General features: G+C 43.3%; 25 protein-coding genes and 1 tRNA gene. 22 read left to right on the top strand and 4 right to left on the bottom strand.

Annotated elements, in window-relative coordinates; genetic code table 11:
- Nucleotide 1 precedes the first annotated feature (1 nt).
- Nucleotides 2-74: transfer RNA gene (locus F993_RS03575), tRNA-Gly, on the bottom strand.
- 190 nt (nt 75-264) lie between these two features.
- On the opposite strand from F993_RS03575, the gene F993_RS03580 reads away from it, so the two are divergent.
- The 5 genes from F993_RS03580 (at nt 265) to F993_RS03600 (ending at nt 3102) form a co-directional block, all read left to right on the top strand.
- Nucleotides 265-573, top strand: coding sequence for a BolA family protein (locus tag F993_RS03580; RefSeq protein ID WP_004656593.1), 309 nt, complete (start codon nt 265-267; stop codon nt 571-573).
- 9 nt (nt 574-582) lie between these two features.
- Entirely contained in the window at nt 583-975 is a 393-nt protein-coding gene (locus F993_RS03585) for a SirB2 family protein (RefSeq protein WP_004656591.1), read from the top strand.
- Between the two features lie 84 nt (nt 976-1059).
- Nucleotides 1060-1902 (top strand): ParA family protein, encoded by an 843-nt coding sequence (locus tag F993_RS03590; protein ID WP_004656590.1) that lies wholly within the window; start codon nt 1060-1062, stop codon nt 1900-1902.
- 9 nt (nt 1903-1911) lie between these two features.
- Entirely contained in the window at nt 1912-2301 is a 390-nt protein-coding gene (locus F993_RS03595; RefSeq protein WP_004656588.1) for a hypothetical protein, read from the top strand.
- A 210-nt stretch (nt 2302-2511) separates the two neighbouring features.
- Entirely contained in the window at nt 2512-3102 is a 591-nt protein-coding gene (locus F993_RS03600; protein ID WP_004656587.1) for a LysE family translocator, read from the top strand.
- A 13-nt stretch (nt 3103-3115) separates the two neighbouring features.
- On the opposite strand, the gene F993_RS03605 is transcribed toward F993_RS03600, so the two are convergent.
- The gene (locus F993_RS03605) at nt 3116-3754 is read right to left on the bottom strand and encodes a DedA family protein (protein ID WP_004656585.1); all 639 of its coding nucleotides are present in this window, start codon (nt 3752-3754) and stop codon (nt 3116-3118) included.
- A gap of 237 nt (nt 3755-3991) precedes the next feature.
- Between F993_RS03605 and F993_RS03610 the strand changes: the two genes are divergently transcribed.
- Both F993_RS03610 and F993_RS03615 read left to right on the top strand, forming a co-directional pair.
- The gene (locus F993_RS03610; RefSeq protein WP_004656582.1) at nt 3992-4411 is read left to right on the top strand and encodes a DoxX family protein; all 420 of its coding nucleotides are present in this window, start codon (nt 3992-3994) and stop codon (nt 4409-4411) included.
- Between the two features lie 132 nt (nt 4412-4543).
- Nucleotides 4544-4915, top strand: coding sequence for a NirD/YgiW/YdeI family stress tolerance protein (locus F993_RS03615; RefSeq protein WP_004656580.1), 372 nt, complete (start codon nt 4544-4546; stop codon nt 4913-4915).
- 52 nt (nt 4916-4967) lie between these two features.
- Here the strand turns inward: F993_RS03615 and F993_RS03620 are convergent, their stop codons facing one another.
- The gene (locus F993_RS03620) at nt 4968-6194 is read right to left on the bottom strand and encodes a DUF445 family protein (RefSeq protein ID WP_171061146.1); all 1227 of its coding nucleotides are present in this window, start codon (nt 6192-6194) and stop codon (nt 4968-4970) included.
- A 443-nt stretch (nt 6195-6637) separates the two neighbouring features.
- Here F993_RS03620 and guaA point away from each other — a divergent pair, with 443 nt between their 5' ends.
- From guaA to F993_RS03640, 4 genes are all read left to right on the top strand, one after another.
- The gene (gene guaA, locus F993_RS03625) at nt 6638-8206 is read left to right on the top strand and encodes a glutamine-hydrolyzing GMP synthase (protein ID WP_004656576.1); all 1569 of its coding nucleotides are present in this window, start codon (nt 6638-6640) and stop codon (nt 8204-8206) included.
- Nucleotides 8207-8264: 58 nt separating this feature from the next.
- Complete coding sequence (locus F993_RS03630; protein ID WP_004656575.1) at nt 8265-9047, top strand: ANT(3'')-II family aminoglycoside nucleotidyltransferase; 783 nt, start codon at nt 8265-8267, stop codon at nt 9045-9047.
- A gap of 127 nt (nt 9048-9174) precedes the next feature.
- Nucleotides 9175-10104 (top strand): LysR family transcriptional regulator, encoded by a 930-nt coding sequence (locus F993_RS03635; protein WP_004656573.1) that lies wholly within the window; start codon nt 9175-9177, stop codon nt 10102-10104.
- Nucleotides 10105-10452: 348 nt separating this feature from the next.
- The gene (locus tag F993_RS03640) at nt 10453-11910 is read left to right on the top strand and encodes an aldehyde dehydrogenase family protein (protein ID WP_004656572.1); all 1458 of its coding nucleotides are present in this window, start codon (nt 10453-10455) and stop codon (nt 11908-11910) included.
- A 79-nt stretch (nt 11911-11989) separates the two neighbouring features.
- Here F993_RS03640 and F993_RS03645 read toward each other — a convergent pair whose 3' ends face one another.
- Nucleotides 11990-12883 (bottom strand): LysR family transcriptional regulator, encoded by an 894-nt coding sequence (locus tag F993_RS03645; RefSeq protein WP_004656570.1) that lies wholly within the window; start codon nt 12881-12883, stop codon nt 11990-11992.
- Nucleotides 12884-13037: 154 nt separating this feature from the next.
- On the opposite strand from F993_RS03645, the gene F993_RS03650 reads away from it, so the two are divergent.
- From F993_RS03650 to F993_RS03700, 11 genes are all read left to right on the top strand, one after another.
- Entirely contained in the window at nt 13038-14099 is a 1062-nt protein-coding gene (locus F993_RS03650) for a cupin domain-containing protein (RefSeq protein ID WP_004656568.1), read from the top strand.
- Nucleotides 14096-14731 (top strand): maleylacetoacetate isomerase, encoded by a 636-nt coding sequence (gene maiA / locus F993_RS03655; RefSeq protein ID WP_004656567.1) that lies wholly within the window; start codon nt 14096-14098, stop codon nt 14729-14731. The genes F993_RS03650 and maiA overlap by 4 nt, the downstream gene beginning before the upstream one ends.
- Before the next feature lie 36 nt (nt 14732-14767).
- Complete coding sequence (locus F993_RS03660; RefSeq protein ID WP_004656565.1) at nt 14768-15469, top strand: fumarylacetoacetate hydrolase family protein; 702 nt, start codon at nt 14768-14770, stop codon at nt 15467-15469.
- 108 nt (nt 15470-15577) lie between these two features.
- On the top strand, nt 15578-16921 hold the full coding sequence (locus F993_RS03665) for an MFS transporter (RefSeq protein ID WP_004656564.1): 1344 nt from the start codon (nt 15578-15580) through the stop codon (nt 16919-16921).
- A 77-nt stretch (nt 16922-16998) separates the two neighbouring features.
- Nucleotides 16999-18255: an OprD family outer membrane porin gene (locus F993_RS03670; RefSeq protein WP_004656561.1), complete on the top strand. Its 1257-nt coding sequence runs from the start codon at nt 16999-17001 to the stop codon at nt 18253-18255.
- 197 nt (nt 18256-18452) lie between these two features.
- Entirely contained in the window at nt 18453-18986 is a 534-nt protein-coding gene (locus F993_RS03675; protein WP_004656560.1) for a PadR family transcriptional regulator, read from the top strand.
- A 14-nt stretch (nt 18987-19000) separates the two neighbouring features.
- Complete coding sequence (locus F993_RS03680; RefSeq protein WP_004656558.1) at nt 19001-19390, top strand: Fur family transcriptional regulator; 390 nt, start codon at nt 19001-19003, stop codon at nt 19388-19390.
- 20 nt (nt 19391-19410) lie between these two features.
- On the top strand, nt 19411-19707 hold the full coding sequence (locus F993_RS03685) for a DUF3861 domain-containing protein (RefSeq protein ID WP_004656556.1): 297 nt from the start codon (nt 19411-19413) through the stop codon (nt 19705-19707).
- 17 nt (nt 19708-19724) lie between these two features.
- Nucleotides 19725-19994: a DUF2798 domain-containing protein gene (locus F993_RS03690; protein WP_032812564.1), complete on the top strand. Its 270-nt coding sequence runs from the start codon at nt 19725-19727 to the stop codon at nt 19992-19994.
- Nucleotides 19995-20167: 173 nt separating this feature from the next.
- Nucleotides 20168-21115, top strand: coding sequence for a pirin family protein (locus F993_RS03695; RefSeq protein WP_004656553.1), 948 nt, complete (start codon nt 20168-20170; stop codon nt 21113-21115).
- A complete protein-coding gene (locus tag F993_RS03700) occupies nt 21112-21510 on the top strand; it encodes an OsmC family protein (protein WP_004656551.1) in 399 nt (132 codons plus the stop codon). Before F993_RS03695 ends, F993_RS03700 begins: the two co-directional genes overlap by 4 nt.
- Nucleotides 21511-21521: the final 11 nt, after the last annotated feature.

Here is a 21521-nt window from a genome sequence, read left to right as displayed (position 1 = left end):
GAGCGGGAAAGGAGACTCGAACTCCCGACCCCAACCTTGGCAAGGTTATGCTCTACCAACTGAGCTATTCCCGCATGCCGTGTATAATACATTAAGCAAAAATAGGGTCAATAATTTTATGCAAAGAAATTGATTATTTGCATAAAATTAAAGCACTTTCATGAAAAAAAAGCAGGGTAAAGCAAATTTTCGTACAAAAGTTTCCCTCAGATTCCGCTCATGTATACTAATGAACTATCTCAATCTGACCTTACAGAGTGACTGATGAACTTAGAACAACAGTTGATTGAACGTTTAAATACGCTCGCACCTAGCCATCTTGAAGTAATCAATGAGTCGGCAGGACATGGTGGTTATTTCCCAGGCAAAGAGTCACACTTTAAAGTGATTGTGGTGAGTGATGAATTCCAAGGCCTGCGTTTGGTACAACGTCATCAAAAAATTTATGCGGTTGCTGCTGAGTTAATGAGCCCAGGTCGCATCCACGCGCTGGCGATTCATGCCTATGTATCGAGTGAATGGCAAGGTGAGGCGCCTGCCAGTCCTGAATGTGCACATGCCCCAAAAAGCTAAGGATCAATGATGGATATCCATTTATTCACTAAAATTGTGCATATGTCTGCAGTGAGCTTATTGATCATTGCTTTTGTATTACGTGGTTCAACACTTTTTGTTGGTATACAAGATCAACAACCCAATCCCAAAGCCCGTAAAGGCCTGGTGGGTCTGCAGCATCTGTCTTTGACTTTAATTATTGTGACGGGTGCGGTTTTACTGTTCATTAATAACTTTGAGGTGCAGCCTTGGTTCTATGCCAAAGTGATTTTATTTTTTGTATTGTGGTCATCTTTGATCAAAACTTATAAAAAGGACAGTCATATTTTGCTGCAACAACGTCGTGCTGGGTTATTGATCGGAACGGTGGCGATGGTGGGAATTTTAGGCCTTGTCATGATTAAGCCAGTTTTTGCCTGATTGTTCGACACATTGTTTGAGTAATTGTTTTTGCACTAGGTTAAACTGCGTGCAGTTTACAAAAAATATGTTAGAGGGAAATCAATGTTAACGCGTGTGGTGTTTAACCAAAAAGGTGGTGTGGGGAAATCAAGTATCACGGTGAATTTAGCTGCCATTAGCGCTAAACAAGGTCTCAGAACCTTGGTGATAGACCTTGATCCACAAGCAAACTCAAGCCAATACCTTTTGGGTGAAGATGCAACCTATTCTGCGGATAAAGCCGCATTAGAGCCAAACATTGAAAATTTCTTCGAAGATGTTTTAGGTAACACACAGCAAAAAGGTTTAATTGGCAATGCCATTGGTTCAATCCTGAAAGCACCGCGTGGCAAAGGACTGGACAGTTATGTACATCGCACTACTTTTGACAATCTGGATGTGATTCCTGCCAGCCCAAGCCTCGGTGCATTGGAGCATGCACTGGAAAGTAAGCACAAAATCTATAAGTTACGCGATTCGATTCAATCCCTCAGTGCACGTTATGACCGTATCTTTATTGATACCCCGCCTGCATTTAACTTCTTTACGCTATCGGCGCTGATTTCTGCAGATCGCGTGCTGATTCCATTCGATTGCGATGTGTTCTCGAAACGTGCGTTACAAACTTTGATTGAAAATGTCCTCGAAACCCAAGATGATCATAATGATCGCTTGGAGATTGAGGGAATTGTGGTCAATCAGTTCCAATCTCAGGCAAAATTACCCCGAGAAGTGGTTCAACAACTCAAAGATGAAGGTTTGCCTGTGCTAGAGAGCATGTTGCCGCCATCAATCTTGATGAAAGAATCACATCAAAAGAATTTACCCTTGATTCATTTGGCATCTGACCACAAATTGACCGTCGCCTATGTGACCCTGTTCAATGAGATTGAATCAAAGAAATAAGAGAATCTTATGAAACGCTTATATTGGATGCCTGTTTTGGCAGCAAGTTTGTTATTGGGTGCGTGTGCATCAACGGTTAAGCCAGCTTATGTATCGCCGACACAATATCAAGCACTGAATTGCCAACAGTTGCAAGCCGAGTACAACCGTATTCAGCTCTATATCGAAAATGGTGTGCAAACGCCAAAACGTACAGGGATGGGTGTGGGTCTTGGTCTTGGTGGTGGCTGGGGCAGAGGTGGTTGGGGCTTTGGTCCATCAATCTCGGTGAATATGGGTCAGTCGATGAATACCAAAAATACCGAACTTGCCAATGTCATGGGTCAGCAAGATGCAATTGTACAGGCAGCAAAGTTTAAAGGTTGCCCAATCATTGTAAAACAACGCCCAAAATCGTAAATTTTGAGAACTGATCGTCATCGCTCAAGATGGCGGTCAGCAACTAAATTATAGCAAAATGTTTCAAAATATAATGTTAAAAATCAAATAATTAAAATTTATAACTCAGCTAATTCATTGATTTGTTTTATTCGAGGATGCCCTGAAAATTTGTGTTTTTGCCCTAAATTCGTTTAAGGTGGCGCCCATGTCTAGCCGTTCGGTATGTGTATGATTGAGAGTTGGTTTTTTGTTTTGGCGATGTTGGCGGTATTATTGATACCAGGTCCGACCAATGCTTTGCTTGCCAGTGCAACACACCAACACGGTGTTCCTAAAACCATCACGTTTATTCCAATTGAGTGGTTGGGTTATCTTTACGGGATTAGTTTATGGGCGCTCTTCATTCATTTATTTGATCCGATTTGGCCTGCAATTGGGGCGATTCTACATACGCTCAGTTTACTCTATGTGTTGTGGATGGCATTCCATCTGTGGAAAGGCTCCCATCTACAAAAACTAGATCAGCATCACCAACATATTCGTAAAAGACAGTTATTTCTCTCCACACTCAAAAATCCCAAAACGGTGTTGTTGGCTTCTGGAATTTTTCCAGCTGAAACCTGGAATTCGATTGAACAAGCCGCGCTGGTATTTGCGATTTTTAGTCTTATTCTGATTCCCGTCAGTATTTTCTGGATGTTGTTTGGACGGGCATTATTGGCAGGAAGTCTGGTTGGAATTAAAGCCGACCATTTATACAAAGGGTCGGCCATGTTATTGCTAATGTGTATGCTGCCAATGCTGTTACGTTTCTTTTAACAGAACTTTCGATTTACTGAGCTTTGGCACCTTTCATTTTCTGACGAATAAAGCCAATGATACCCGGTAACACACTGATAATAATAATACCGAAAATGAGATGGGTAAAATTATCTTTCACGATTGGCATATTACCGAATAAGTAGCCAAGGGTGATGAACGATGCGATCCAGCAAAATGCACCCACCACGTTATAGGTCAAGAAGTACTTATAGTTCATACTGCCAGCACCGGCTACAAAGGGAGCGAAGGTCCGCGCAAAAGGAACAAAGCGGGCGAAAATAATGGTTTTACCGCCGTGACGTTGAAAGAATTCTTGGGTTTTAAGCAAGTGCTGTTTATTGATGAAGCGTGAATTGGTTTCAAATACACGCGGACCTACATAACGACCAATATGATAATTCAAGGTATCACCAAGTACGGCCGCGATAAACAACAAAACACCCAGTATCCATGGATCCATTGCACCTGTAGACGCAGCCAAAGCACCTGCAGCAAATAATAAGCTGTCACCTGGAAGAAATGGCATTACCACCAAACCAGTTTCAACAAAAATAATCAGGAATAAAATGGCATAAATCCATACGCCATAATTGGTAATAAATTCTAAAAGGTGTTCGTCAACGTGCAGAATAAAATCAATGAGTTCCATGGAGGGATTAACACTATGAATGTGGACTAAATCCTAGCAGTGCCTCTTTAGAAAGTCAGTATAAAAAGCAAATTAATTGGTAACTTTTAAGGACAGATGAGCAGGGGAATTAAGCCAGAAAAATACTGTTATTGTTGCAAATAAGGAACGATATGTTAACTAAATTGGTGTTTATTGCAAAATTAAACATACATAAACTGCTAGCATGTTAAAAAACAAACAGTGTGGAAATTGATTATGTTTAATCCGAATGTTGTTGTAAAAAATATCGTAACACAGTCTGGCGTGGCGAATGTTGTCACTTTGATTGCTCGTTTGTTATTGGCTTATATTTTTCTTGTTGCAGGTTGGGGCAAGATTGTCGGCTATGCAGGTACGGTGGGTTATATGGAATCCATGGGTGTTCCGGGTGCTCTGTTACCCTTAGTGATTCTGGTTGAGTTTGGTGGCGGTCTGGCATTACTGTTTGGCTTCCAGACCCGCTTTGCATCATTGGGCTTAGGTATCTTTAGCATTCTCACTGCATTCATCTTCCATGGTGGGCCAGATGATGCGATTAACTTTATGAAGAACTTTGCGATGGCGGGCGGTTTCTTTATGTTGATGCTCTATGGTGCAGGTCGTATTAGCCTCGATCATCTGATTGAAAAACAATAAGCTCATCAGAGCTTGCCCCGCGCCCAGTCGCGGGGAATTCGTATGCCTCACTCGCTTACTTACAAACGGAAGCCGACAGCCGTGCTTATTTCTGTTTAGATCATAATGGGTTAAAACAAATAGGACATGAAAATGAAAAAAATGTTGATCGGTTGTGGCTTGGTGGTCGTTACAGGTTTATCGAGCCTAGCATGGGCAGGTAAGGATGATCATGTATTGGTACAGGAAGCGGCAAAGAATGTGGTGACCGTAAGCCAAGTCGCGAAATTGGCCGATGAAACTGGTGTTACTCTGACTGGCCAGATTAGCAAACACTTGCAAAGCGACCATTATGAGTTTAAAGATTCGAGTGGTACGATCAGCGTCGAAATTGATGATGATCTTTGGCGTCAAGCAGGACTAAAAGTGGGTGATCATGTGCGTTTGGTGGGCGAGGTGGATACCCATCGCTATAAACCAACCGATATCGAAGTGATCAAAATTGAAAAATATGTGCATCGATAAGTGCATAAAAAAGGAAGCATCTGCTTCCTTTTTTCTTTTCTAGATGAGTAGCTTAGAGCATGAAATGAATCTGCATTTCCCCGACGAGGAAACCCAATACAGCACCGACAATAATCAATGACCATTCATCTTCTTTGAAGGCGGGACGGAGCATGCCTTCAAACTCTTCTGGACTCAGTTTCTGCATACGTTCAACCAAGGTGTTACGCACATTCATGGCATCTTCAGCATAGGATTCCACATAGCGCATGGTGTCTGGAAGTTGCTTGAGAATACGTTCTGCGACTTCGGCTTTCAGGTTTTGGTATTTCTCTCCGCCAATCGCATAGACCACCAATGGACGCACAATACCCGCTTGTAAATCAATTTCCTGTTTGACTTGGCGGCTGACCAATTCAATGACTTTGTCTGAATGTGTCCCTGAAAAAAGCTCTTCCATCATGTTGCGTGAAGTCAGTAACTGTTTGGAAATGAGTGCGGCATAATCCGCAGCAACTTCATTTTGACGTTTAATAAACAACCCTTGCCAGGTATAGCCCATGATCTTTTTTGGGTACAGCGGTCGGAACATCATTTGCAAGGCCATCCAGTCGCTGAAGAAGCCGACAAAGCCACCAAACATCGGCAACATCCATGGGTATTTACCTTGGGTCACGATCCAGCACAGCATTTGTACCACACCAATCGCAAAACCAAACACGAAACCGACATTACTAAAGAATTTGAATTCCTGTTTACCCACTTTCTTAAAGATTTCATTGAGCAGGCGTTTGTCTTTGAGCAGGTTGTTGACCACCATATGTTTGATGTCGAAGTACTTGGCAACATCCTTTTGTACTTCACTCATAATATGTTCAACAATCTCTGGTGCTTTGGCTTGGACACGCTTAATCAGTTTTTGTCGTGCAAACTCAGGCATGCCTTCCCATAGGCCAGGTTGGTATTGTTGTGCCACTTCTCGGGTAATGTCCTCAGCCGCTGCCATCAATGGTTTTTCAATTTCTTGGGCAATCCGTTTGGGATCAAGTCGGGCAAAAATTTCTTCGGGTTTAATCAGCTTGGAGGTCATCAACTCCACTGCTGTGGTGGCCATCTTCTCTGCTTTACGGGGAACAATCCCTTGCCATCCGAGTGGAAGACCAAATAATCGCAATCCTTTAAACTCAAGTGGTGAAAACATCATTTGAATGGCAATGACTTTGGTCACATAGCCAATAAAGCCACTGATAAAGGGGATTGAAATATATAACCAGAAATTCTGTTGAAAATCCGCAATCATTTCTTGAAACATTATTTTATTGGTCCTTCAAGTCCTAATTGTTGCTCGTGGTCGGGCAAGCGCTAGATGATAGTGAAATATTTTCGGTCATTGGTGAAGCACCAAGACCCTTAATTTTTTGAGTTACCCTTTTATTTTCCTTTGAATCAGGACATCACAATCGTATAAAAAGGCAACGATGCTGTCGATTGAATACCTTTCCATGGTAATGCAGATCTTGACTTGCCATCTTAGCACCAATTTTTGCTTTGTGTTGAGCAGAATGGGCAAGAATTGTTGATTTAACTCTCCTTATTTTGTGCTTTGCGATGAAATTTTAGTTTAAATATCAGTGTCGATTGCTCAATCCAATGAAAAAACAAGATAGATGATGAATTGCGATGCGTCAAAGCGTGAAAAATGTTAGAATATGGCGCTTAATTCATTTGCCTTTATGATGAACCATGACGACCAATACTCAAATTACTGAAGATCGTATCCTTATTTTGGATTTCGGCTCTCAATATAGCCAGCTCATTGCACGTCGTGTACGTGAAGCGGGTGTCTATTCTGAAATGTATGCATTCGATATGTCGGAAGAAGACATTCGTGCGTTTAATCCAAACGGGATTATTTTATCAGGTGGCCCTGAGAGCGTACATGAAGAAGGAAGCCCACGCGCGCCACAAGTTGTATTTGAATTAGGCGTACCAGTATTGGGTATTTGCTATGGTTTACAAACCATGTCTGAACAACTTGGCGGTAAAGTAGAGCCAGGTACAGTGCATGAATTTGGTTATGCGGAAGTTGATATCCTTGTTCGTGATCATTTGATTGGCAACTTGCAAGACCGTGAAAACCAATTGCATGTTTGGATGAGTCATGGCGATAAAGTAAGTGCGATTCCAGAAGGTTTTCAAGTCACAGCAAGCACACCAAGCTGCCCATTTGCTGCGGTGAGTGATGAAACACGTCGTTTCTATGGCGTTCAGTTCCATCCAGAAGTAACGCACACAGCAAAGGGTGCTGAATTACTGTCTAACTTCGTACATCAGATTTGTGGTTGCCGCGGTTTGTGGACGCCTGAACACATTATCGACTTACGTGTAGAACAGTTACGCGAACAAATTGGTGATGAAAAAGTTCTTTTAGGTTTATCTGGTGGTGTGGATTCATCTGTAGTTGCTGCGCTATTGCATAAAGCCATTGGCGACCAGTTAACCTGCGTATTTGTAGACAATGGTTTACTTCGTTTAAACGAAGGTGATCAAGTGATGCAAATGTTCGCAGAAAACATGGGGATTCGTGTCATCCGTGCTGATGCTGAACAACGCTTCTTGACCGCATTGGCAGGCGAAGTTGATCCTGAGAAAAAACGTAAAATCATTGGTCGTGAGTTTATTGAAGTTTTTGCAGAAGAAGCGCGTAAACTTGATGGCGTGAAATTCTTGGCGCAAGGTACGATTTATCCAGACGTGATCGAATCTGCAGCAAGCAAACAAGGTAAAGCACACGTGATTAAATCACACCACAACGTGGGTGGTTTGCCTGATGACCTAGAATTTGAATTGGTTGAACCATTACGTGACTTGTTCAAAGACGAAGTACGTAAATTAGGTACAACCATTGGTTTACCGCATAGCATGATTTACCGTCATCCGTTCCCAGGTCCAGGTTTGGGGGTGCGTATTTTGGGTGAAGTGAAAAAAGAATATGCAGATATTCTTCGTCTTGCTGACGACATCTTTATGCAAGAACTGCGTGACAGTGGTTGGTACGACAAAACTGCACAAGCATTTGCGGTATTCCAACCTGTAAAATCAGTGGGTGTGGTGGGTGATGGTCGCCGTTATGCATGGGTGATTGCACTTCGTGCCGTAGAAACCGTTGACTTTATGACAGCACGCTTTGCACATTTACCATATGAATTGGTTGATAAAATTTCAACCCGTATCATGAACGAAATTAAAGATGTTTCTCGCGTTGTCTACGACGTGTCATCTAAACCACCAGCAACGATTGAGTGGGAATAAGATGAAGGGCAGGATGAAAATCCTGCCTTTTTTTATGCGATTGAAAAAGAGGTCCAGCATGTCCGAAACCTTGCAACTCGAACAATTAACAGGGTCTTTACAGCAGCTTTTGGGTGAATCGCTCTTTGCCATTTATTTGTATGGATCAGCCGTTGATGGCGGGCTAGGTCCAGAAAGTGATCTGGATGTTTTGGTTGTGGTGAGTCAAGCACTGACACTCCAGCAACGACAGCAACTGGCAGAAACCTTATTAAAAATTTCGTATCCAATTGGGGCTACACAGCGTGCACTTGAAGTCACCATTGTACTGAAAGCACAAATTCTTTCGGGAAGTTACCCACTCAGCTACGAACTGCAATTTGGGGAGTGGTTACGGGAGGAATTAAACCAAGGTGCCTTGCTTCGCGGCCATACAGACCCCGATCTGAGTATTTTGCTGAAGAAAGCACAACTACATCATCGTTGTTTGTTGGGGCCAAGTTTGACACAGTGGTCAACGGCAATTCCTGAACAGCAACTCTGGCAGGCAATGGCAGACACCTATCCCTCAATTGTGGCGCATTGGGATGAGGATGCTGATGAACGTAATCAGATTTTAGCCTTATGCCGTATTTATTTTAGCTTGATGACGAATGAGATTGTGCCTAAAGATCAAGCCGCACACTGGATAATGACTCAGTTACCGCCGCAGCATCAACCCGTTTTGCAGCGCATGATCCAAGAATATAAAGGTGAGATAGGCAAGCAAAACTGGCAACAACAGCATCAGGCTTTAGGCCCTGTTGTTGACTTCCTCAGTATGAATATAAAAGTGCTTTTAGAACAAAAAAGACATAAATAATAAACATTAAGGGACGGTACTTGAATTGTTGCATAGATGAGACCGAGTATTGCAAGAACAGACTATTCAAGTCGGCGTGATTAGACCTAACATTCGTCTATGATCAAACCCAGATAGGGAGTGCCTTTTGAATCAGATTGTTGAAATGCAGACATTCATTGCAGTGGTTGAGGCCGGTAGTATTACTCACGCTGCGAAACGTTTGGGCATTACTAAATCGGTGGTGAGTCAACGGATTCAGCAATTGGAACAGCGTTTATCTGCCGCACTGATTCATCGTGGTCGAAGCATGTTGCTCACCGAGGTTGGGCAGGAATTTTATCAGCAGTCCAGCAAGATTCTGGCTGAATTAAGTGACTTGGAAGAATCCATCAGCGCTCGGCATGAGCATTTAAGTGGCAGTTTTCGTTTGTCGGTACCGCAGGCGTTTAATATTCAATATCTTGCGCCTTATTTAGCCGAATTTATGCAACTGTATCCTGAACTCAAGCTAGATATTGAGTCGAGTGATCATTTCGTCAATCTGAATAATGGTCATTATGATGCGGCGATTCGGATGGGGGAGTTACCCGATTCCAATCTAATCAGTCAAACCATAGCACCGAATCATCATTATATTTGTGCAAGTCCAGACTACTTACAAGTATATGGAAGACCAACACATCCCAATGAACTGTTGCGACACCGTGGTCTGTTGTATTTGTCCCGAGAACCACATGCTATGTGGCAACTCCCTGTCGATGGTAAGAAGGCATTTTTTCGCATTTTACCTTATCTACGTACAGATAGTGGTCACCAATTGTTGGAAGCTGCCAGGCTTGGCTTAGGGATTGCGATTTTACCTGGCTTTCTCGCCGCAGAAGCCATTTGCCAGCAGCAACTTAAAGTGATCTTGCCTGAGTTTTCGCCTTCGGGAGGCAATATTTCAGTGGTTTACCGTATGTCGAATCGAGCCTCTCCTAAAATTCAAGCTTTGGTCGATTTTCTATCCAGAAAAATAGGCCATCCTACGCCTTGGGATAGCCAGATTCAGCGCATTTTGCAGCAGTCATCATAAAATGCTGTTCGGAAAAATCGAATCATGGTTTTGCATTTTGTGGTCTAGTGAACAAAAAACTTCATTTGGTAGGGTGTTTGCCTCACTTTAACCCCTGTTGAATCGGGTGATCTCAGGAGATCGCATGTTCAATCCGTATTTATGTTACCGATGTATTGTCTTAATCAGTCGAACCCATGAATCCAAAGTTACTTGCAAGTGTGGTTTAGAAATAGCTTGGGTTGCAGTCTGGCAATTGCTTAGATCGTCAATCTTGATGATGAAATATGACAGTGAATAGGGTGGTAAATAGGTATTTGATTGAGGACTCAACCGATCTTCGCTTATTTTCATTTTTAGGATGTGCAGATGAATAGATTAGCTAAAAACTGGATTAATGGTGAGTGGGTGGACTCTCATCAGCATATACAATCGATTAATCCAGCAACATATGAAGTGATTGGGCAATATGCCAATGCGACGGTAGAGCAGGCGCAGAGTGCCATATGGGCCGCAAAGACTGCATTTAAAAAAACCGATTGGAAGCGCGACCGTCGTTTACGCGCAAAAGTACTCAATGAAATGGCCGATGCTTTTGAACGCCATGCAGATGAATTGATTGAGATTCTGGCCACTGAAAATGGAAAAATTAAAGCAGAAGCCAGCTTTGAAGTGACGATGGTTCCCGCCAAATTACGTTATTACGCAGCATTGACGTTAACCGAGTACGGCCGAGCATTGGAACCAAAGCCAGGTAGTTACTCGATGGTTTTGCGTGAACCGATGGGGGTATCTGGAATTATCGTACCGTGGAATTCTCCAGTAGTTTTAATGATTCGTTCACTGGCACCTGCATTAGCCGCGGGCACCACAACAGTCATTAAGATGCCGGGTCAAACCGCACAAACCAATGCCGTGATCTCCCGAATTTTTTCTGAGCTTCCTTCATTACCACAAGGAGTGATCAATCTCTTTAGTGAGTCGACTGGAGGTGGATCGCGTTTACTGGTTGAATCTCCAGATGTCCCTGTGATTAGCTTTACCGGCAGCACGGCAACTGGGAAGGCCATTTCGGCAACAGGTGCACAACATCTGAAACGATTTGGCTTAGAGCTAGGGGGTAAAACCCCGATGATCGTGTTTAAAGATGCGGATCTTGATCTGGTATTACCTAAACTGGAAAAAGCCTTGACCATCTTCGCGGGCCAGTTCTGTATGACTGGTTCACGTTTGTTGGTGCAGCGTGAGTTGGCAGATGAACTAAAACAGAAACTGGCTCAGCGTTTGGAAGCGGTTAAAGTTGGTCCTGCTGCTGATCCAAGCAGTGATATGGGACCCTTGATCGATAAGGATAATGTGGCACGTGTTGATGCGGTGGTTGAAAAAGCGATTGCCGAAGGAGCCAAGGTTATTGTTCGTGGTGGGCCGATCACTGAGGGTGAGTTGGCGAAAGGCGCTTTCTATCGCCCAACCTTGCTCGAAGTGAATGATAATGCGATGGAAATCATTCAGGAAGAAACGTTTGGACCAGTGCTGACCTTGCAAGTATTTGATACTGAAGCGGAAGCGATTGCACTCGCCAATGACAACCAATATGGTTTAGCGGCTTCAATCTGGAGTCGTGATGTGGATTTACCATTGCGTGTGGCGACAGAAATGGAAGCGGGTACGGTTTGGATCAATGATTGGGCCGTGGTGTATGACGAGTTTGAAGAAGGTGGGTTCAAAAATTCTGGACTCGGCCGAATGAATGGTATGGCGGCCATGGATGACTTTATTGAATATAAGCACATTAGCATTTCAACCGGTGTTTCTAGAACGGACTAGATGTTTTGTCAGCCATGGAATGAGATATCAAATAGCGCATCAATTTCGATGCGCTATTTTATTTTAACCTTGCTCAGCATTAAGCCGAGAACAGTTTAAAGCAGATCTGCCTTAACCACTGATTACTTGGGTTCTGATGCATACGTGAATGCCAGTGTTGCTTGACGCTGAATTGAGGGAATTTATAAGGTGGGTCGAAGCTTTTCAGTCCGCCCTGTGTCATTAACACCTGCGCCAGATAATTTGGAATAGTGGCAATGACATCGGTATCACGGACAATCAGGCCGACCCCTAAATAGCTGGGTAAACGCACCAGAATATTTCGGCTGACGCCGTGTTTTTGCAGTTCATGCTCCACCACATAATGTCCCCCCGTTGCCAAGATATCGACATGTAATTCTTGAGCGAACTCCAAAGCAGACAGGCTGGTTCCGGTCAGTCTTGGATGCTGTTGACTGGCAATACAGGTGTAATGTTGCTGAAACAGGGTTTGTTGATAAAAACCAGCTTCCAACTGAGGGAGAAATCCAATGGCGAGATCAATATCTCCATTTGACATCATCGGTGCGGTTTGGCTGTCAATCGGTAAAATTTCCAGTCGAATTGAGGGGGCATGCTGACGCATGTAATTCATCAGACGTGGTAAAAACACCAAATGACTGATGTCGGTCATGCTGATACGGAATTGATAAGTCGAAGTCTGTGGATCAAAGTCAATATTGTAATTCTGGACCAATTTCAAGCGGTTTAAGATTTCCACCACCATCGGATAGATCTGTTGGGCGAGCTCGGTGGGCTGCATTTTATTTTCAATACGTACAAACAGCGGGTCTCCAAAATGGGCCCTGAGTTTATTTAGTGCAATACTCAAAGTGGGTTGACCGATACCCAACTGTTCTGCAGCTTTAGAAATACTTTTGTGTTGATAAATTTCAAAGAAAATTTTCAGCAGCCGTGTATCCAGATCAAACATTAACATCAACCACCGTATTGATTTTATCAATACAGCCTATTGTTTTTTGTGCATAGATTCAACACATCCTGATTGCTACATTGAGTCAATACCGAATATTGATGAAATTATCGTCATTAGTATTGTGCTCCATGGGCAGTAAAAGGAATGACATATGGAACAGCTAGGCACGCTCGAAGAGCTACCAGAGCGTTATCGTGAAGAACTGAATGCATCCAATCTGGTGCCATTGTGGCCCAATTTAAGAAGCTTTATTCCACCTCATAAACCAAGACCGCAAACGGTTGCCACTGCTTGGTATTTTCAGCAGATTAAGCCTCTGTTGCTTGAAGCTGGGGAGTTAACACCGATTGAAAAGGCCGAGCGTCGTGTGTTGGCACTCGTCAACCCTGGGCATGGTTTGGAGAATATGAAAGTCAGCCCAGCCATGTATCTCGGCATGCAATTACTGCTTCCGCAAGAGTGGGCGCCTGCACATCGACATGCACCGAATGCGGTACGGCTCATTGTTGAAGGACAGGGGGCCTATACCACGGTCGAAGGGCAAAAATGTTTGATGGAACATGGTGACATGATCCTGACGCCATCTGGGTTGTGGCATGAGCATGGACATGATGGCGATCAACCTGTGATCTGGATGGATATCCTTGATTTACCATTGGTTTATTACATGGAAGCCTCTTTTGTTGAAGAGGGGCGTCGTCAGGAAGTCGAACGAATTAATCAGGGGACTACCCTTCAGTATGCGGCGGGTATTGTGCCAACACCACATTTTAGTCGTGAAGATGCCCCTTATCCGATGATGCGTTATGCCTGGAAAGACACCAAAAAAGTACTGGATGCTTTGGCCGAAAAAGCTGGCTATCAGGACCCGTTACAAGTGGCATATGTCAATCCTGAAACGGGTCAAGATTGTCAGAACATTCTGGGTTATTCAGCTTTACTCCTGCGTCCGAATGAAACGCTGTCTTTACCTTTGCGTTCCACTGCACAGGTCTTTCATGTGATTGAAGGAGCTCTGACCATCCAGATTGATCAACAGGACTTCCATTTAACCCAAGCGGATACCGCATGTGCACCGTGTTTTGCTGCTATTGATTTAATCAATACATCTGCGCAGCCATGCTATGTTTTTGTTGCCGATGAGGCACCTTTGCAACGCAAATTAGGCCTGTATTCGATACGTGACCGCCATGCTGAAGGAGTGAGCCCATGAAACTGTATGGTTTTTTCCGTAGTGGCACATCGCACCGTACCCGCATTGTCCTAAATCTCAAAGGTTTGGATTATGAGGCGAGCTATGTATCGTTGGCGAAAAATGAGCATCATCAAGCGGCTTTTCAAAGGCTTAGTCCACAAGGTTTTGTTCCAGTGTTGGAAACGGAAGCAGGCAGGTTATTACAAAGCCCCGCCATAATCGAATGGTTAGAACAGCAATACCCTGAACCAGCCCTGTTGCCAGCAGATGCGTTGGGTAAAGAGAGGGTACGCGCCATTGCGGCCTTGATCGGTTGTGATATTCATCCCTTAAACAATAAGCGGGTACTGGAATACTTACGCCAGCTTGGGCTGGATCAGAACCAGATCAATGCGTGGTGTGCTAAGTGGATTCAGGATGGTTTTTCAGCCTTAGAGCACCTATTGGCTGAAGATTCAACTCGGGAAAAGTTCTGCTATGGCAAGCAAGTCAGCATTGCCGATGCGTATTTGATTCCGCAAGTGGTATCGGCACAACGCTTTCAGGTCGACCTGTCGGCGTATCCTCAAATTAATGAAATTTATCAGCATTGTATGACCCTCGACGCGTTCCAGAAAGCTGCCCCTGAACAGCAGGCCGATGCGTTTTAAGACTCTGATTTAACCTATATCAACAAGGAATATGCCATGACTTTTATTTTCCAGCCAATGACACCCGCGGGCCTGTTTATTCATGGCTCAGATCAGCAATTTCCAGTACGCCGTGTCTATTGTGTCGGGCGTAACTACGCTGCCCACGCACGTGAAATGGGCTTTGATCCCGATCGCGAGCCGCCATTTTTCTTTTGTAAACCTAACGATCTTGAGTCGATCGTACCGGTTAATCAGGATGCAGTAGAGATTCCTTATCCAACTGAAACCTCAAACTATCACTATGAAATTGAGTTGGTGGTGGCAATAGGGCGCGATGCTAAAAATGTTTCGGTCGAAGATGCCGCAAATTACATTTATGGCTATGCCGTTGGTTTGGACATGACTCGCCGTGACTTGCAAATGAGTATGCGTGAAAAAGGTCGTCCATGGGAAATTGGCAAAGCATTCGATTTTTCTGCGCCGATTGGCCCTATTCATCCAATGACTGAAACTGGTGAAATCAATCAGGCCGAGATTCATTTGACCGTGAATGGTGAAACTGTACAGCGTAGTGATATCACTCATTTGATCTGGTCCGTTGCTGAAACCATTGCCAATCTGTCGACCTTATTTGAACTTAAAGCGGGCGACTTGATCTTTACCGGTACGCCTGAAGGAGTCGGTGCTGTGGTACGAGGTGATGTCATGCGTGCCGAGATTGCAGGCTTAACAGGCATCACCGTGAATGTGAAATAACTCACTTGATCTGAGTGGTTTAAACAGGTGCTCAAACTGAACAATAAATAGAGTTGAGCACCTTTGCTAAGGATTGCACTGGCCAAAGTATTGGCAAAAGGAGTCGTTATGTCTCAGAAAACCATAGACGTACAAAGTTTCATTGATGAAATACCACTGTCGGCTTTGCAAAAGCTAATCATGTGGTTGTGCTTTTTGATTGTTGCAATTGATGGTTTTGATACCGCAGCAGTGGGTTTTATTGCTCCTGCATTGAAAGCCGAGTGGGGCTTACAACCCACTGATCTGGCACCGTTATTTGGCGCAGGCTTATTTGGCTTGATGGCAGGTGCTCTGATTTTTGGCCCGTTGTCCGATAAACTTGGGCGTAAGCCGATTCTGATCGGCTCGGTGATCATGTTTGGCTGTGCCAGCCTATTTGCCGCCTTTTCATCGGACTTGCAAACGCTGATTATTTGGCGTTTTCTCACTGGGCTGGGTTTAGGTGGTGCTTTACCGAATGCCATTACCTTAACGTCAGAATATGCACCGACGTCCCGCCGTTCCAATTTGGTCACCATGATGTTTTGTGGTTTTACCATTGGCTCTGCGCTGGGTGGGGTTCTGTCGGCACAACTGCTACCGCATATCGGTTGGCATGGCATTTTATTGATCGGGGGAATTGCACCTTTATGTACAGTGCCTTTGTTATATTATCTCTTGCCTGAATCGCTGCGTTTTCTGGTTTTGAAACAAAAAAGTGCTGAACACATTGAAAGCATCATTCGTCGTATGGCACCGCATATCACGCAGATTCCAAGCTTAGTCCCACCTGCCAATGAAGTGGCAAAATCTAGACTCAAAGACCTATTTAGCAAGGGACTTGCTTTGGGTACTTTTTTGATTTGGTTTACATTTTTTATGAGTCTGCTGATCATTTATATGATCTCGAGCTGGATGCCGACCTTACTCACCAATGCGGGTTTTAACTTATCCAATGCCTCTTGGCTCACCTCGATCTTTCAGATTGGCGGAACGATCGGTGCCATCGTCTTAGGTTTGCTGATGGATAAAATGGATGCAACTAAAATTCTAAGTGCAGCCTATGTCTTTGGTGGTTTGTTCCTGATCTGTCTAGGTCTCGGGATCGAACAGTCTAATACCGTATTGCTGATGTTCGCCATGTTTGGTGTGGGTGTGGGGATTAGTGGCTCACAAGTTGGCGCAAATGCCTTTTCATCCAGTTTTTATCCAACGCATTGCCGTGCAACTGGTGTGAGTTGGGCCAATGCGATTGGACGTGTAGGTTCGGTTGTCGGCTCTATCATGGGCGGCTGGTTGATGTCATTGCATCTTTCTAGTTTTGCCATTCTCAGCATTCTTGCCATTCCTGCTTTCTGTGCAGCCATTTCATTATTGCTGATTAAACGCCTTAAAAAAGAACAGCCTGTCGTTGTGACAACGCTAGGCTGAAATTAAAGATATTCCGCATAAAAATAGATGGCTGTGCCAATGGATGGCACAGCACCCAGCAATGGATGATTCCTTCTATGAACCATTTAAATACACAAACTTTAACGCTTACTACACTGTTATTGATGTTTGGAAGTAGTTCGATATTGTGGGCAGCAGATCCAACCCAAGCCATTCAAGATGAATGGAAATTTAACCTAAAGAATGCCTATCTATATCGGGATTATGACAATCCGAATGCCAAAAACTTTGGCAGTTGGTCGCAAGGGTTATCCTTATTTTATACCTCGAATTTACATGACACCCCTTTAGTGATCGCAGACAAACCACTTCGGATTGGGGCGGATGCTTCGCTGCAATATGCCGTACGTTTAAGTGCAGATCGGCATGTCAGTGATATGGTGTTACCCTTTGACTCACAAACTCAATCCCAAGCTGCTGATTATTCCAAATATGGGGCAACCTTAAAACTGGCTTATGACAAAACCTTGCTGAGTATCGGGGAGTTATGGCTGGATTTACCCGTCACCACTTCAGATGCGAGTCGGCAGCTGATTACCTCGTACTGGGGAACGAATTTAAAGTCACAGATTTCGGATCAGCTTTATGCTGAAATTGGTCGGGTTGAAAAAGTATCTCCACGCAATGAGGAGGATTTTCATCGCTTTTCCTTTACTGCCAATGGCAAAACGGTCTATTCCGATGGCTTGAATTATCTTGACCTACGTTACCAACTGACACCCGCGCTGAAAGCTGAATATTACTTTGGTACTTTGGAAGATTTATATAACAAGCACTATCTCGGTTTAGAGCATACTTGGAAACAGCCAACTTTTTCACTCAATTCCAAGTTGAAATATTTTAATGCCAAGAATGATGGCAATAATTTTAAGATCGATGCGCAAAATATTGGTGTATTGGAAATGCTGAAAGTAAACAATCACAGCTTTGGCTTGGGCTATCAACAGATTGTTGGTGAATCGGCCTATCCTTTACCTGATGGTTTTTTGCCTGAGTTGTATTTTATTAACTGGAATGCCACAGGCTTCTTTAAGCAGAATGAAAAGTCCTACCATGTGATGTATGGCTATGATTTTAAAGATTATGTACCTGGGCTAAATGCCATGCTGAAGTATGTTTATGGTCATGATTTTAAAACCGCCAATGGTGAGAAAAATCATGAAACTGAATCCAATGTCTTGATCAATTATGCCTTTCAGCAGCCTTATTTAAAGGGTTTTGCTGTTCAATATCTACGTGTTGATTACAAGGTCAAACATGGCAATGACTTTGGTGAAGACCGTCTATTTGTGAACTATACGAAGCGGTTTTAATTGAGATCAATGTTGTTAAAAAAAGAGCGCCTAGGTGCTCTTTTTTATTACTTAACTTTTTTAAAGTCCTTCCTTGGAAAAATAATTCTTTCAATATCAGAACACTAAAATTTTAAGATATAACTTAACTTGATAAAAGATATATTAAGATATATCTTAATAAGCGTAAATTAAGCAAATATAGAGAAAAATAACAGATGAAACATCAATCCGAGCATCCCCATGATGAAGCCGAGGCGGCTTTATTACATCGAGAACATCACCGTTCAGGCCGTCGTGGTCGCTTATTTGAATCAGGTCGCATGAAACTGTTGGTGCTGCATTTGATTCAGAAAAGCCCCAAACATGGCTATGAAATTATTAAAGAAATTAGTGATCTGGTAGGGGATGGCTATACCCCAAGTGCAGGAACGATTTATCCAACACTCACTGCGTTGGAAGAAATGAATTTGATCCGCGTGCTGGATGCCGAACGTAAGCAATACCAGATTACCGACTATGGCGACAGCTATTTAAAAGAGCAGCAAGATATGCTGTTGGCGCTTCTACAAAAGCTGCGACTAAGACGTGAAATTCATAATAATGATCAGCTGATTGATATCCATCGCGCGATGGAAAATCTGAAAACCGCATTGCGTTTAAAGCTGAATATTGCAGATTTGCAACAAGAGCAGATCCATCAAATTGCGGAACAAATTGATCAGGCCGCCATCGCCATCGGACGTTTATAAGTTGGGAGCGAAACATGTTAGAGCTACAACAGAAAATCAAGCAGGCGGGTCTAAGGGTGACGCATCCGCGTATGGCGGTGCTGTCTGTGTTGGAACAACAGACAGATGATCTTACGGTAAAGCAGATTTATCAACGGCTGAATCAACAGAAACAACAGCTGAGTTTGGCCACGGTGTATCGAGTGGTCAGTGATCTGGTGCAGGTTGGCTTAATTGCCAGTTACCAGTTTCATCGGGCAGAGACCAAGTTTAATTTGCCGTCAATCCCTAACAATCAAATGCTGCATATTCGTTGCGCCGATTTAACCAAGGCTAAACAGACCGCATTTTTACAGTCGTTGGCTGCAGTATTTCATCAATTTCAAGTCGACCTGATGCAGGTTGAAATTAAAGAGAGTGCTTAAAAGCCTCTTGGAGCAGAATCATGAAACAACATCAATATCATGTCACGGTACAGCATTTAAAGGATGCGAAAGGGCAGGTTTCAACCTATACCGAGCGTTTAGAGTTTTATACGGGCAACCATGACGATATTTTCGAGATTGTTGAACGGTTGAAGAAGGCCGATTTTTTTGACGATCAAACCACCAAGTCCTTTGCAGTAGGTTTAAAGCTGTTTAGTGAAGTGATGTTGGAAAATAAAGATCATCCTTTATTTGAGGAGTTTCTTCCGCAATTTGGTCAATTTATGAAAAATTTAAAACAACAGGTAAAGAAATAGTGAAAAACTTCAACGAAATGGAGTTGGCAGCTAAAAAGTGGTCGGTGAAAAAACTACCTGCAAAATATGCGGCGTGGATATTGCCCTTAATTTTATCTTTTTTTATGAGTGGGACTTTATCACTGGTTAATCTATGGATGAGAACAGGCTTTATTTCAGGATTTACCATGATCTGGTTGGAAACATGGATGTTTTCTTGGTTGATTGCTTATCCATTGGTCTTGATGCTATTGCCTGTGGTACGGCGTTTAACAGGCTTGATTGTGGATATGCAAGCTCAGCCCTAGGCTTGATAGCATCATATTTTATCGGAGGATAATGCTTCTAAGTTGTGTTGTATCAAGATTGTCTCATGAATAACACTCTGTGTATTACTAAAAGACTATATTGCTGAATGATTGTATTGTTAAGATCAAACTATCAACTCATTGCAATAGCATAGGTAAAAGAGAGCAATATCATGAGCAATAATAACGAATACGATATTTCTGATTCAAAAGACTGCGAAACGTATATCAATCAATTTATTCAAGAATTTACCATTCGTTCTGCTGAAATTGGCAAGGGAACTGTGATTAAACGTGCCTTGCCAAGTCGACAAAAACGCTTGGTTGGGGCATGGTGTTTTCTCGATCATGCTGGGCCTGTGAGTTTTCCAGCGGGCGATGGTCTGGATGTAGGACCGCATCCGCATATTGGTTTGCAGACATTTACCTGGATGATTGAAGGCACCATGATGCATACCGATAGTTTGGGTTCAAAACAATTAATCCGTCCGAAGCAGGTCAATTTGATGACCGCAGGTCACGGGATTTCACATACCGAAGTTGCACCCGATACCGAAACCAAAATGCATGCTGCACAGCTTTGGATTGCTTTACCAGATGACAAACTGAATATGTCGCCTAAGTTTGAGCACTATCCAGAATTACCAATCGTGAATAAGGATCAAGTTGAATTTACGGTGCTGGTTGGAGATTTCCTTGACACAACTTCACCTGTGCAAGTGCATACGCCTTTGGTAGGGGTAGATCTCACGGCACAAGCTGATACCAAAACCCGTATTCCACTCAATCCAAAGTTTGAATATGCTTTCATGGCACTTGAAGGTACCGCTCGCGTTAATGGGCATGAATTGACTGCCGATAATATGGTTGTTTTAGAAACTGGTTTAACTGAAATTGAAGTTGAGTTAACCCAAGGTCATCGTCTGTTATTGATTGGGGGCGAACCGTTTGAATCGCCGATTTTACTGTGGTGGAATTTTGTAGGGCGCACCATGGAAGAGCTAAAGCAAGCGCGTGAAGACTGGATTAATCACGATGCTCGTTTTGGGGAAATTCCAGATTACCAAGGCAAACGTTTAGAAGCACCCGTGTTACCTGATCAAATGAGGGCATCAAAATGAGTATTATAGCCAGCGCAACTGTCCAGACTTTGCCAGAACCTTGGAAGGGTGAGGTGAAGAGCGGTACACATCAATTCCTCACCGATAAGCCAGAGCAGTTTGGTGGACACGATACGGGTCCTGCACCTTATGATTTCCTCACTGCGAGTTTGGCATCCTGTACTATGATTACCTTACGTATGTACGCACAGCATAAGGAAATGGATTTAGGTGAATTTACAGTTGAAGTAGATTTTCATACCAATCGTGAACAGCAGGAACGGATCGAGCGCCGTGTAATATTTAAACAACCTGTTTCACAAGATTTAAAAGAAAAGCTTCTTAATGTCTGTAGCAAAACCCCTGTTACTAAAACTTTGTTACGTAGTTTAGACATTCAGACCATGATTCTTTAAGACTAAAGTGC

Origin of the sequence: Acinetobacter proteolyticus (assembly GCF_000367945.1) — a bacterium.
Lineage (GTDB): Bacteria > Pseudomonadota > Gammaproteobacteria > Pseudomonadales > Moraxellaceae > Acinetobacter > Acinetobacter proteolyticus.
Note: the sequence above shows the minus strand (reverse complement) of the source record. Positions and strands in the feature narration are given on the sequence as shown.